14 protein-coding genes are annotated in these 13251 nt (G+C 32.0%); 9 read left to right on the top strand and 5 right to left on the bottom strand.

Annotated features, from left to right (window positions below):
• Positions 1-333: 333 nt before the first annotated feature.
• From ACXAHM_RS11965 to ACXAHM_RS11930, 8 genes are all read left to right on the top strand, one after another.
• Complete coding sequence (locus tag ACXAHM_RS11965; RefSeq protein ID WP_474960675.1) at positions 334-741, top strand: MaoC family dehydratase; 408 nt, start codon at positions 334-336, stop codon at positions 739-741.
• A 113-nt stretch (positions 742-854) separates the two neighbouring features.
• Positions 855-1748, top strand: a complete 894-nt coding sequence (locus ACXAHM_RS11960) for a bestrophin family protein (RefSeq protein WP_474960674.1) — start codon at positions 855-857, stop codon at positions 1746-1748.
• Positions 1748-2098 carry an arsenate reductase family protein gene (locus tag ACXAHM_RS11955; RefSeq protein WP_474960673.1) on the top strand — a complete coding sequence of 117 codons (351 nt, stop codon included), beginning with the start codon at positions 1748-1750 and terminating at the stop codon, positions 2096-2098. Before ACXAHM_RS11960 ends, ACXAHM_RS11955 begins: the two co-directional genes overlap by 1 nt.
• The gene (gene ruvX, locus ACXAHM_RS11950; RefSeq protein ID WP_474960672.1) at positions 2098-2514 is read left to right on the top strand and encodes a Holliday junction resolvase RuvX; all 417 of its coding nucleotides are present in this window, start codon (positions 2098-2100) and stop codon (positions 2512-2514) included. Before ACXAHM_RS11955 ends, ruvX begins: the two co-directional genes overlap by 1 nt.
• 16 nt (positions 2515-2530) lie before the next feature.
• Positions 2531-3091 carry a peptide deformylase gene (gene def / locus ACXAHM_RS11945; protein WP_474960671.1) on the top strand — a complete coding sequence of 187 codons (561 nt, stop codon included), beginning with the start codon at positions 2531-2533 and terminating at the stop codon, positions 3089-3091.
• Between the two features lie 54 nt (positions 3092-3145).
• A complete protein-coding gene (locus ACXAHM_RS11940; RefSeq protein ID WP_474960670.1) occupies positions 3146-3628 on the top strand; it encodes a CAP domain-containing protein in 483 nt (160 codons plus the stop codon).
• A 2-nt stretch (positions 3629-3630) separates the two neighbouring features.
• Positions 3631-4422 (top strand): amidohydrolase, encoded by a 792-nt coding sequence (locus ACXAHM_RS11935; RefSeq protein WP_474960669.1) that lies wholly within the window; start codon positions 3631-3633, stop codon positions 4420-4422.
• Positions 4423-4435: 13 nt separating this feature from the next.
• Positions 4436-5425, top strand: coding sequence for a sodium:calcium antiporter (locus ACXAHM_RS11930; protein ID WP_474960668.1), 990 nt, complete (start codon positions 4436-4438; stop codon positions 5423-5425).
• Positions 5426-5427: 2 nt separating this feature from the next.
• Here the strand turns inward: ACXAHM_RS11930 and ACXAHM_RS11925 are convergent, their stop codons facing one another.
• The 4 genes from ACXAHM_RS11925 to ACXAHM_RS11910 all read right to left on the bottom strand — a co-directional run bounded on the left by ACXAHM_RS11925 (position 5428) and on the right by ACXAHM_RS11910 (position 10455).
• On the bottom strand, positions 5428-6093 hold the full coding sequence (locus ACXAHM_RS11925) for a DUF4290 domain-containing protein (RefSeq protein WP_474960667.1): 666 nt from the start codon (positions 6091-6093) through the stop codon (positions 5428-5430).
• 47 nt (positions 6094-6140) lie between these two features.
• Positions 6141-7979: a glutamine--fructose-6-phosphate transaminase (isomerizing) gene (gene glmS, locus ACXAHM_RS11920; RefSeq protein ID WP_474960666.1), complete on the bottom strand. Its 1839-nt coding sequence runs from the start codon at positions 7977-7979 to the stop codon at positions 6141-6143.
• A gap of 42 nt (positions 7980-8021) precedes the next feature.
• A complete protein-coding gene (locus ACXAHM_RS11915) occupies positions 8022-9443 on the bottom strand; it encodes a DUF4270 family protein (protein ID WP_474960665.1) in 1422 nt (473 codons plus the stop codon).
• Positions 9444-9639: 196 nt separating this feature from the next.
• Positions 9640-10455 (bottom strand): glycogen/starch synthase, encoded by an 816-nt coding sequence (locus ACXAHM_RS11910; RefSeq protein WP_474960664.1) that lies wholly within the window; start codon positions 10453-10455, stop codon positions 9640-9642.
• A 131-nt stretch (positions 10456-10586) separates the two neighbouring features.
• Here ACXAHM_RS11910 and panC point away from each other — a divergent pair, with 131 nt between their 5' ends.
• Positions 10587-11444, top strand: a complete 858-nt coding sequence (gene panC, locus ACXAHM_RS11905; RefSeq protein WP_474960663.1) for a pantoate--beta-alanine ligase — start codon at positions 10587-10589, stop codon at positions 11442-11444.
• Between the two features lie 72 nt (positions 11445-11516).
• Here panC and ACXAHM_RS11900 read toward each other — a convergent pair whose 3' ends face one another.
• Positions 11517-13154, bottom strand: coding sequence for a S8 family peptidase (locus ACXAHM_RS11900; protein WP_474960662.1), 1638 nt, complete (start codon positions 13152-13154; stop codon positions 11517-11519).
• Between the last annotated feature and the right edge of the window lie 97 nt (positions 13155-13251).

Raw genomic sequence — 13251 nt, 5'->3', positions numbered from 1 at the left:
ATTTTCATTAATAAAAACAGTCCATTCAATTCGGCTTGCAAATTTATTTAGAATTTTTTTAAATAGGAACATATTTATAAAATATCCTGCTACTTTTACAAAAATTTTCATGAAAAAAGGCAATGCCATTGACATTACCTTTAGTCCTGTAAATATGAAAATGAAAAAAATTTAATTCAAACCAAATTTGATTGGAACAAATTCATGAAGTGATATAAATCATTTCAAAAGTTCAATCAATAACACAAAGTTAATAGTTTTCTTTAAAAATGAAGACTATTATCACCATTTTAAGTTTATTTACAATTCAAAATCGTCAAAAACTTTAAAATTATGCTTTCAATTGGAGATAATTATTTAACAAAGTTCAGCTTTACACAAGATCAAGTAAATGCATTTGCTGAATTAACTGGAGATTCTAATCCAATACACATAGATGCAGATTACGCAGCCAACACCCCTTTTAAAAAACCAATCATGCATGGTTTTTTATCAGCAAGTATTTTTTCAAGAGTATTAGGAACTGAATTCCCAGGAAATGGCTCTGTATATTTATCTCAAAAAATGGACTTTTTAAGACCTATGTTTGTGGAAGAAGAGTATGAAGCTGAGTTTTCTATTACTGAAATTGATTCTAGAAGAAAAACAGCAATTATCAAAACTACAATCAAATCATTGGCCAATAATAAAGTCACTGTAAATGGAGAAGCAAAAATCATGCATCAAGAATTAATAGATTAATTTGACTTTAGAAAGTTACATTTAGTAAATTAATTTCTGTTTTGGTTTATTAGTTGTGATAAATCACTATAATTTCGTTTAATCTTAAAATTCACATTCTATTTTTTTTAACTATGCCTAAAGATAAAAAGTTAACTAACTCTACTCTTTTCATGATTTTTTCTTACAAAGGGTATTTACTAAGAAAATTAACAACAGACTTAATATGGATTACCATTCCAACCACAATTCTTTGTGCGATTCATGAATTCAAGCATATTGATATTGGAATGAATTTTTCATTACCTGGTCTTTTGGGTGCCATCTTAGGTATCTTATTAGTATTCAGAAATAATACTGCATATGATAGATGGTGGGAAGCAAGAAAAGTTTTAGGAGGGTTAGTCAACACTTCAAGAAACTATGCATTACAAGTACAGTCCATTGTAAAAGAAAGTGAGGAAAAAAATGAATTAATGAAATTGATTGCCTCATTCCCTTTTGTATTAAAAGAACATTTAAGAAGTGGTGTTATATACAGTGAAATAGAATTCCTTGGTGATAAGATTTTAACGGAAGTAAAAAAATGGGATCATATTCCAAATGCCATTAATTCATATATACAGGAAAGATTAAAAATTGCATTGAACAGAGGTGACATTACTGATTTTCAATTTCTAAAATTAATTGAAAACAGTGACGAACTAATTGACATTATGGGTAAATGTGAGCGTATTAAAAACACTCCAATGCCTGAATCACATACATTTTTATTAAGAGTATATATCTGGATTTATGCAATCATTATTCCTTTTGGACTGATTGACACTTTAGGTTGGTGGACAATCTTAGCTGTAATAATTGTATATTATGTAGCCATGAGTATCGTAACGATCTCAGAAGAAATTGAAGAGCCATTTGGTACTGATCCTAATGATTTACCGACTGATCAAATTGCACAAAACATTTACAATAATATTCAAGAAATTCAGTTTAAATCAACTGAATATTCAAAGTACAATTCATAATGGTAAAAATATATCATCTATCTACTTGTAGTACATGCAAGAGAATAATAGAAGAAATTGGGAAAGATAAATTTGATGTTTTCCAAGATATAAAAACTGAAAAGATCACTGAAGAGCAAATTGATGAAATGAAAAACCTTGTAGGTTCATATGAAGCTCTTTTTAGTAGAAGATCTAGACAGTTTAGACCTATGGGACTACATGAAAAGGATTTATCTGAGAATGATTATAAATCGTTAATACTTCAAGAGTATTCTTTTTTAAAAAGACCTGTTATTATTGCAGAAAATAAGATCTTTGTAGGAAATAGTAAAAAAGAGATCGAAAAAGCAAAAGAAGCACTTAATTAATGGGAAGAATATTAGCAATTGATTTTGGTACAAAAAGAACTGGTTTTGCAGTTACAGATCCTCTTAAAATGATCGCTTCTTCTTTAGAGACTGTTCAAACAAATGTAGCGATGCAATTTGTAAAGGATTACGTCAATAAAGAAGATGTAGACGAATTTGTAATAGGGTTACCTGTTGGTTTGGATGGCAAGGAAACAGACAACACAAAGCCAACGAAATCTTTTGCCAAAAAGCTTCAAAAAGAATTCCCTACAAAACCTTTACACTTCATTGATGAAAGGTTCACTTCAAAGATGGCAGAAGCATCTATGATTCAAAGTGGAATGAAAAAGAAAGATAGAAGAGTAAAAGGTAATGTTGATAAAATAAGTGCAGCTATCATTTTGCAATCTTATTTAGAACAAAACAGCTTTTAGAAAAAATACATATAATATGATTTATCCTGTTGTTGCCTATGGTGACCCAGTCTTAAGAAAGGTCGCTAAAGATTTTACAGAAGAAGAATTAAAAGAAGTAAGTACTTTGGTTTCAGATATGTTTGAAACAATGGAAGGTGCTAGAGGCGTTGGAATCGCAGGTCCTCAAATTGGTAAAGGAAAAAGAATCTTTGTTATTGACTCTAACTTAATGTTAGATGAAGAGTCAAACGAAGAAGGTTACCGTGGAGCATTCATCAATGCTGAGATAATTGAAGAATGGGGAGAAGAATTTAGTATGGAAGAAGGATGTTTAAGTATTCCAGGTATCAATGGTGATGTCACTAGACCTGAAAGCTTAAAAATCAAATACCTTGATGAAAACTTAAAAGAAAGAGAAGAAGAGTTTTCAGGTATGACTGCTAGAGTAATCCAACATGAGTATGACCATATCGAAGGTATTTTATTTACAGATCATTTAACGCCAATTAAAAAGCGTTTGATCAAAAATAAACTAAATAATATCACAAAAGGTAAAGCATCTCATAGTTATAGAATGAGATTTCCAAAAAAATAATTAATTTTAGCCACTCAATCGAGTGGTTTTTTTAATACCAAAGATTTTTTTAAAATGAAACTAATTACTAAATTCATCCTAATTTTATTATTATTTAGCTGCTCCAATGATTCTATCAATTGGACAACTCCTACTAGCTTAGATCAAGACTTCATGAATCAAATAAATAAAAGAAGATCTGACCTAAGTTTAACCGAATTGGAATTTAATCCTGTCTTTTTTGAACAAGCCAAAAGGTTTGCCTCTCTCCTTGCGGACAATCCTGGTATGAGAGAACAATTAACTCAAGAAGAAGACGAAAAAGGAACATACAGCAAAGTAATAATTGCTCAAGCTGGAGCAACAAATGTAAATGGCTGCACAGGTTATAGTGCTGCAATTAATTTGGATCCTACTACAGGAGTTGTTGAAACAATGTTAAGAACTTCTTGTAGAAATGTAATTGAAAGTAGAAACGCTAATACAATTGGAGCTGCAGTTTTTCAAAACGCCAATACTGGTGATTATTATTATGTAACGTTTATAGGTCGAATATAAGAATGAAACACCAAGAAAACTTAAAGATTGCAATGGTTCAAACAACCATTGAGTGGATGAATCCCACTGCCAATTTTGCTTCACTAGAAGAAAAATTATGGCAAATCGAGGAAAAAGATATTGACCTAGTTGTCTTCCCTGAGTTATTTACCACTGGGTTTCATATGAAAGCTGCTGAATTAGCAGAACCAATCGGACTTACTACATCAAAATGGCTACTTCAACAATCTAAGCGAATGAATGCAGCTATAATTGCAAGCTATCCTGTAAGACAGGATCGAAAAGTTTACAATCGATTGATTTTTGTAAAACCTGATGGTACTTTATCACACTATGATAAGAGGCATTTGTTTAGAATGGCTTCTGAACATATGACTTTTACAGCTGGTAATTTTCAAGTTGTTGAAGAATGGAAAGGTTGGAGAATCAACCCTATCATCTGTTATGATCTTCGTTTTCCTTTATGGTGTCGTAATACTAATAATGATTATGATTTACTTATTTGTGTTGCCAATTGGCCTAAAAGTAGAATAAATGCTTGGCACACATTATTAGCTGCAAGGGCAATAGAAAACATTAGTTATACTGTTGGAGTGAATAGAACAGGTATTGACCCTGAAGGTACTGTTTACAATGGAAATTCAGCAATATATTCACCAAAAGGCGATTTGATGAATACAACTGATGAAGAAGATAACATTAAAATTTTCTCTATTAACTACAAAGAACTTCAGACATTAAGGGAGAAGTTCCCAACGCACTTGGATGCTGATCATTTCAATTTACATTTATAAGTAATTATCCAGAATGGATTATATTTTACTACACCTTTTAATTAGTTCATTAGGAGTAATTTTCATTCGTAATGGAGCACTTATGCTTACCAAAGGTGCAACAGCATTCTCAAATAAAACAAAGTTCTCAGGCCTTCGAATAGGTTTGACTATCGTTTCATTAGGAACTTCAATACCAGAAATAGCAGTCTCCTTCATTTCTACTTTAAAAAATGAAGAAACACTTGCTTTTGGCACTTTAATAGGAAGCAACACTTTCAATATTGTATTCAGTATTGGGTTAGCAGCCTTTTATTTAAAAGTTAGAGTTTTCACGAAAAGTATTTGGAGGGACTTATTTTTTGCAATATTTGGTGGTTTATTACTTTTTGTCTTATTGAATAAACAACTTATTTTTAATGTAGGTGCTAATTATCTTACCCCTTCAGATTCTCTCATTTTACTTTTATTCTTCTGTTTATATTACTTTTTAGTATTCAGCAATAAAAAATCTAAAACAGAAATCATATTAATTAACAACAGCAAAACATCTATCACGCCCACCTATTATAAAAAGCACACGATTTTAAGGAAGATTGTATTAGGGATGTTGATCATTAGTATTGGAGCTTATATTTTGGTTATAGAAGCCTTGTTATTAAATTCTACGACAACTTTAAGCTCAAGATTCATTGGAGTGAGTATTATTGCAGTATGTACCTCTCTACCTGAAATCACTACAACCTTAACAGCTATGAAGAGGAGAAGACAAGATATTGCTTTTGGTAATGTTTTGGGCTCTTTTATTATTAATTTCCTTTTAGCTCCCTGTATATTAACATTAAAGGGTGAAGCCTATTACGACTACACCCTTAATTATGATTTAATCTTTTCCATCTTTATGTGTGTGTTATGCGCTACATTAGCACTTTCGAGTAAAACCTTTAATCTAAATAAAACAACTTCATTCTTATTTATATTTTTAGGAATTCTCTATTATGTCACAACATATTTAAGAGGTTAAAATTACTTTCTTCTCTTCTTTCTTCTTTTGTTCTTATTCTTAGATGAAGAAGAGTTGTTATTATTATTGTTATTACTAACATTCACAGAAGACTGCAACTTAACATTTTTGAAACTGTCAGGATATTTATCTTTTATATCCCTCATATTCACTTTTCCTTTAGCTAAAGAATTAAGTGTATTAATAATCACCTCATCTTCAATTTGATTATTAACTTGAGAAGAATAAAAAGATTTCATAAGCTTTACTATTTTAGCAAAAGCTTTTTCTACTTCTTCCTTTGTTTCTTGTTGCAATGCACTTTGCACCATCAATTCCAAGTTTTTACCAAAGTGTCTAAATCGAATATGGCTTTGCGTATATTCAACTTTTCTTGGTTTTTTAAACATCATATTCTCCGTAGGAGAAGGATAAGGTGCATCAATATCAAGTTGAAAATCAGACATTACTTGCAGATGATCCCAAATTCTTTGCTGACTATCGTTCAATTGCTTTTGAATAGGATGAAGCTGCTTCATCAAAGCAATTAAAGTATAAGCATATTGAGTCCTAAGAGATTTATCTTCTAAAGAAGAAATGAATTTCACTAATCCTTCAATATTTCTCCCATATTCTTTCAGAATGATATCTGACTTACTCGTATTATAACTATGTTGTTCTTCGTGCATATTAGTAAAAGCTTAGTGATTAAAAGATAACCACTAAGGTGCTATCTTTATTCTACAGTAACTGATTTTGCCAAATTACGAGGTTGATCTACATTACACCCTCTCATTACAGCAATATGATATGAAAGTAATTGTAATGGTATACAAGAGATCATTGGCATTAATACTTCATGAGTATCTGGTACTTCAATAACATGATCTACCATATTAGGAATTAAAGCATCTCCTTCTGTAACAATAGCAATTACTTTACCGCTTCTAGCTTTTACTTCTTGTAAATTAGAAACTACTTTATCATAAGAACTATCTCTAGTTGCAATCACAACTACAGGCATTTCCTCATCAATTAAAGCAATTGGACCATGTTTCATCTCTGCTGCAGGATACCCTTCAGCATGAATATAAGAAATTTCCTTTAATTTTAATGCTCCTTCCAAAGCTACAGGGAAATTGTATCCCCTTCCTAAATATAAGAAATTACGAGCATCTTTATACAAAGCAGACATTTTTTCAATGGCTTCATTTGTTTTTAATACTTCTTCAATTTTTGAAGGAATATTTTCCAATTGAACCAATAAATCATGTAACTGCTCATCAGTTAACGACTTCTTCTCTTTTGCAAGCATCAAAGCCATTGTCGTTAATACTGTCAACTGGGCTGTAAATGCTTTAGTACTTGCTACACCAATTTCAGGTCCAGCATGAGTATAAGCTCCCTCATGAGAATTTCTTGCTATAGATGAGCCTACAACATTACATACTCCAATCACTGTAGCTCCTTTTTCGTCAGCTAAAGCCATTGCAGCTAGTGTATCTGCTGTTTCCCCTGATTGTGAAATAGCAATCATAACATCACCTTTCCCTATGATTGGGTTTCTATATCTAAATTCTGAAGCGTACTCCACTTCAACAGGAATACGAACTAACTCTTCAAAGATATATTCAGCAACTAAGCCTGCATGCCAAGAAGTACCACAAGCAACAATGATGATTCTATTTGCATTTAATAAATCATCAAAATGTTCATAAATACCACCAAGTTTAACATGGTTTTGATTGGCAATTACACGACCTCTCAAGCAATCTGCAACTGATTTTGGCTGCTCCATGATTTCTTTCATCATAAAGTGATCATAACCGCCCTTTTCAATTGCTTCTAACTCTAATTCAAGAGTTTGTAAATATGGAGTTTGTACTTCATTCTTAATATCAGTGATTGTCATTTCACCATCTTTAAGAAGAACAACTTCTTCGTCTTTAATATAAACTACCTCTTTTGTATATTCTACAATTGGTGTAGCATCAGAGGCTAAGAAAAATTCATTCTCACCTACTCCAATTACAAGTGGACTACCTTTTCTAGCAGCTACTAACTGTCCAGGTTTATCTTTACTAGTAATAACAATAGCATAAGCTCCAACAACCTCATTTAAAGCAATTCTAACTGCTACATCTAAATCACATTTATTGTCTTTTTGAACTTGTTCAATAAAATGAATAAATACTTCAGTATCAGTTTCAGATTTAAATACGTGCCCTTTTTCAATTAATTGAGCTTTTAATGCTTCATAATTTTCAATGATACCATTATGTACCATTGCTAATTTTTCGTCAGATGAATAATGAGGATGTGCATTTACATCGTTAGGAACACCATGAGTTGCCCATCTAGTGTGTCCAATTCCTGTAGAACCTTTTGTATCTTGACCTTTAAGTTCTTTTTTCAGGTCAGCTACTTTCCCTTTACATTTGAAAACCTTTACTTCAGATTTATCAATAAGAGAAACACCTGCACTATCATAACCTCTATACTCGAGTCTTTCTAGTCCTTTAATAAGAATGTCTAGTGCATTTCTATGTCCTACATAACCGACAATTCCGCACATGGTAATTAGTAATTTAGTGAATAATATATAGTAATACCGCTCTTAGTTCTGAGCAGTTGGGTCCTCGTTAAAAACAGCATAATAAATGATTAAACGCATTTTCATTGGCTGAGCATTCAACGGGTGAGACAATGTATTTTCATTATCAGCAAAAACTAACTTTCTTATTGAACTAGATTGCTGATTTGGTAATAAAACTAATCCATCATCATCTAAAGGTACTCCTTGAGCCTCTTTAAATGTTCTATCTTGTAGATATTGAGCTAATTTAGCCCATGAATAAGTTTGTGTTGCAGCATTATACCCTATTTGATAATCACCTGCAGAAGGGTATTGCGCTTGTAATAATTTATATTGCTTTGATTCAGAACTTACTGTTTGAATAGTTCCATCAGCATCCATAAAACCAAAATACAACCCTGATGGAGGTAAAATGTTAGAAGCAGGATAGATTTTATTATCATCATCATCAGAACCTATAGCAGTAATTGCTAAATCAGCTTTATTAATCTGTACTTCTCTTAATGAGCCATCCTCTTTTAGCATAAGATTCACCAAAGTAGGAAATTTAATCTTAGCTACCATTCCTGTTCCTTCAAACACAAATCCATAATGATCAGTATCATCCGTACTTACAACATCTCCAATTTGAATATCTTGAGTTAAAGTACCTTGAGTATAGTCAATATTGTTAAAACGATTGCTAAATCCAAAGTAATATACATCTCTTACTGTATCTTCTTGAGATTCTCCAAAATAATGCATATTCATGGTCACTACAGTTCCGAAATTTTCTAAACTGTAACGCCCTGCCCAAGCCGACTCTTGATCATCCTTGACTTTGATATGTAAACCTTTAATATGTTCGGCAAATTCATCTTGATCGGCATATTCTGCACCCTCAATAATTTTCACACCAAACAAACTATCTAATTCTATTTCCACAGTGTCTGTAGTAATATCAGATACTTTAAAAGTCCTAGTACCAATTGGAGTTGCTCCATAAGCAATTACGTCATTTGAAAAGTATTCAGCAGAGTCACCTTCAATATCATCTAATAACTCATATACTTCTAATGTAATTTCTTTTGTAGTATCACCATATAGAGTTGTTTTATCTAAAGCTAGTGATAGTGATATTGAATCCAACACTTTATCATCAAAAGTTAAGGCTTCTTCTGATCCAATACTTAATTGAGTATAAGTAGATGTTCTCGTATTGCCAATTTCTGTACCTTCATCTACATAACCAACTAAAAAGTTAGATCCATTTTTTGTATATAAAGAATCTTTGTAGTGTGTTTCGATTTCAATATCAAAAGTATCGACATATACCATTATTGCTTGATCATCGATTAAGTCACCACCAATGACGATACTTTGTAGCTCTGAACGTTCACAAGAAAAGCAAAAAATTACTACTAAAAATGAAATCGCTTTAATGTATAAATTTCTTTTATTCATCTGGAATAATTATCAGTTAAAAAGTGGGATTTTACAACCCCTCTTTTTCCATGACAATGGATTGTTTAAAATGGTTGAAAACCTAGTATAAATACGTGATGACAAAAATTGCAAATAATCTAGAAGTACACAAACAAAAAAGGCAGTCGTTTTTAATTCGACTGCCTTTTTTGATTAAAAATACTTAAAAAGCTATTTATTTAGCTAATCCAGTATATATATCATAATATGATTCAGCGTACTCTTCACCCTCAGGCTCTGTTTCTGTTAGTTTTTCCCCATAAGAAGATAAAACTTCTTCAACAGAATCATCAATAGATGGTGAACCTTTAGTTACCTTATCTGCATATTCTGATCCAATCTTAATAAAGCTATTATAATCCGCAGAAGATAAATCAGTCAACATTGAGTCATCAATGTCTAACATTTTTACTTTATTTGTCAATTGTTCATGATTGAATTTATGATCAAATTGCGTGTTGTATACTGTAAAGACAGTCTTCGCATTTTTGAACATAGGATCATTTTTATATGAAGTCTTTAAGTAAAGAGGAATAAAGCTTGTAAACCAGTCGTTACAATGAACAACATCTGGAGCCCAACCTAATTTCTTTACAGTTTCAATCACACCTTTACAGAAGAAAACTGCTCTATCATCATTATCAGAGAAGAATTCATCACTCTTTTTGTCTCTGAATACTGATTTTCTATGGAAATAGTCTTCGTTGTCTATAAAATATACTTGTAATTTAGCACTTTGAATTGAAGCTACTTTTATTGTTAGTGGCTTTTCGTCCTCACCTACGGCAATGTTCATTCCCGAAAGTCTTACTACCTCATGCAATCTGTTCTTACGCTCATTGATCAATCCAAATCTTGGAACCATAATTCTGATTTCCATTCCTCTTTCTTGCATCGACTGAGGAAGCTTCCTAACGTAGTCTGCTACTTCAGAAGTTTTCAAAAATGGATTTATCTCACTTGAGACATAAAGAATTTTTAATTTCGACATATTCTACCGTATTTACACCTTTTCTACGCAAAAGTACGGAAGAACTTACTTAAATTCAACTTAATTATATTAAACTAAGATAAATAGATACAGTTACTTAGTAATTTATTTTTAAAAAATCAACCCCTAAAATGAACGTTTTTAATACAGTTGGTACCTTAAAGGAATTTGTCAATAATTGCAAATTTTCTAAAAAAACGATCGGTTTTGTTCCAACAATGGGTGCATTACATGAAGGGCACTTAACCTTAATTCGTCAATCAAAGCAAAAAAATGATATAACCATTTGTAGTATTTTTGTCAATCCTACTCAATTTAATAACGCTATTGACTTAAAACATTATCCGATAAAACACGAAGAAGACATGGCTTTATTGGAAGCTGAAGGTTGTGATATTTTATTTCTTCCTTCTGTTGATGAAATGTATCCTACAGGAGTTGATAATAAAAGTATTGTAGGGTTTCAATTTGGAGAAATTGAAAAACAATTAGAAGGTGCATTTAGACCTGGACACTTCAATGGTGTTGGTATTGTTGTTAGTAAACTATTTCATATGGTAAATCCTGATTCAGCTTTTTTTGGTCTTAAAGATCTTCAGCAATTTCTAATTATTAGGAAAATGACCAAAGATTTATCTTTTGGAATTGAAATAGTTGGAGTTCCCACCGTAAGAGAAAGTGATGGTCTTGCAATGTCTTCTAGAAATTTGAGGTTAACTTCTGAAGAAAGAATGAAGGCACCATTCATTTATGAGATAATTTCTAAAATGAAAGAAAAGATTTCACAGCATCAATCTCCAAAGGAAGTTTTAGATTGGGGAATTCATAAATTTCAAAACAATACTTCTTTCCACTTAGAATATCTTGAAATCGTCAATACCACAGATTTGAAACCTGTAGATGATTATATCATACCTCCTTCTTATGCAATAGTAATTGCAGCTCATTTAGGAAAGGTAAGACTCATAGATAATTTATTAGTAGAATAAAGAAATTGATATAAAACAAAAAAGACTTCTCAATTTTACTTGAGAAGTCTTTTTTGTTGTAGGAAAGTCTAATTACTTAGAAATTTTTTCCGCATATTTCACAGCTTCATAAAGGTTAATTACACCTCCTGTAACTGATAATTCACCAAATTTTACATTTTCTGGCTCTTCATCTTCACCTAAATCATTGTATCCAGGTTTTAAAACTTCTTTAGCTTTTAAAGGTGTCACCGTTTTCATCAAAATCTTCTTGACTTGTGCAGCTGACAAGTTTGGATAGTAAGACATTAATACTGCAGCACAACCAGCCACAACTGGAGAAGCCATACTTGTACCGTTTAATGCTTGGTATTCAGAACCTGGCACTGTTGAGTAGATATTATATCCTGGAGCAAATAGATCAACATTCTTCTTTGCATAGTTTGAAAATGCCGCTGGCAATGTTTCATCAGTATGCCAAGTTGAAGCACCTACTTCGATCCAATTTCTAGCTGTACCGCCTTTTAGGTATTTATCCTTAGGGAAGTTTCTTTCTGTATCAGTATCTTTATTGTCATTACCTGCTGCATGAACCAATAAAACACCTTTAGAATCTGCATATTTAACTGCTGCATCTACGTCCGCTTTATATGGAGAGTAAGGTTTACCAAAACTCATATTAATAATTTGAGCTCCATTATCAACTGCGTAACGGATAGAATTCGCAACGTCTTTGTCTCTTTCATCACCATTAGGAACAGTTCTAACAACCATGATTTCAACATTATCAGCAACACCATCCATACCGATGTCATTACCTCTTACAGCTCCAATAATACCAGCAACATGAGTACCATGCATTGCATCAGGACCAACTACACTGTTATTACCATAATATTTTTCTTTTTTGTTATTGATATCATCACCAACAATCTCACGAGAATTAAAATCAGGGTTGTAATTATACTCTACTTGATCATTGAAGTAATCAACACCTTCTTGAATTCTTTCCTCAGTAACTCCTCGGCTCATCATGCTAACAACAACCTCTTTCATACCCACAAGAACTTCATCTTGTGATTCTAAAGATTCTAATGCACCTAAAAGTTCATCTTCTGATTCTAAATCAAAGTAAGCTACAAATAATGCTTTTCCTCTTTTGAATTGGTGAAGCAACATTTGGTAGTTTTGAAGATTCTCTTGAGCAGTAGTTAACCCAGACTCGAAATCTTCTTTTACCTCTAACCAAAGAGCATAATCTTTCTTTTCTGCTTTAGTAATATCGTCTTCTGATTTACCATCAAATTGTTTACTCAAAGTACCATATAGACGTGCAACTTCAAGGTTTTCTTCATTTACGAAAGAACCATCTTTACCACCGATGAAATCCCAACCGTTTACATCATCAATGTAACCGTTATTATCATCGTCTTTTCCATTTCCAGCAATCTCTTTAGAGTTTACCCAAATAACTGGTTTAAGATCTTCATGGTCTATATCAATCCCGCTATCAATAACAGCTACAACGACTTTTTTAGCTTTTTTTCCTTTTAAGATTTCTTTGTAAGCTCTTTCTGTTCCAACTCCATATACACTATCAGTAGCATAATCAAGGTTAAACCAATTTTCAGGAGCTCCTTTTAATGGGTCTTGGGCAGTAGCAGTAGTTGCTAATCCAAATTGTGCAGTCATTGCACCTGCAATTAGGATCGATTTTAACTTATTTGTCATTTTAAAAATAATCGAAATTTAAAAATTGTTTTGATGTTAATTTCGTTTCGGCCACACAGAGGAAAGAATATTCCTAATGAGTAACACGAGGCCAATT

The sequence above is a fragment of the Flammeovirga sp. AWQ4_249 genome (assembly GCF_056161045.1).
This window is presented reverse-complemented; position numbering and strand designations above follow the sequence as displayed.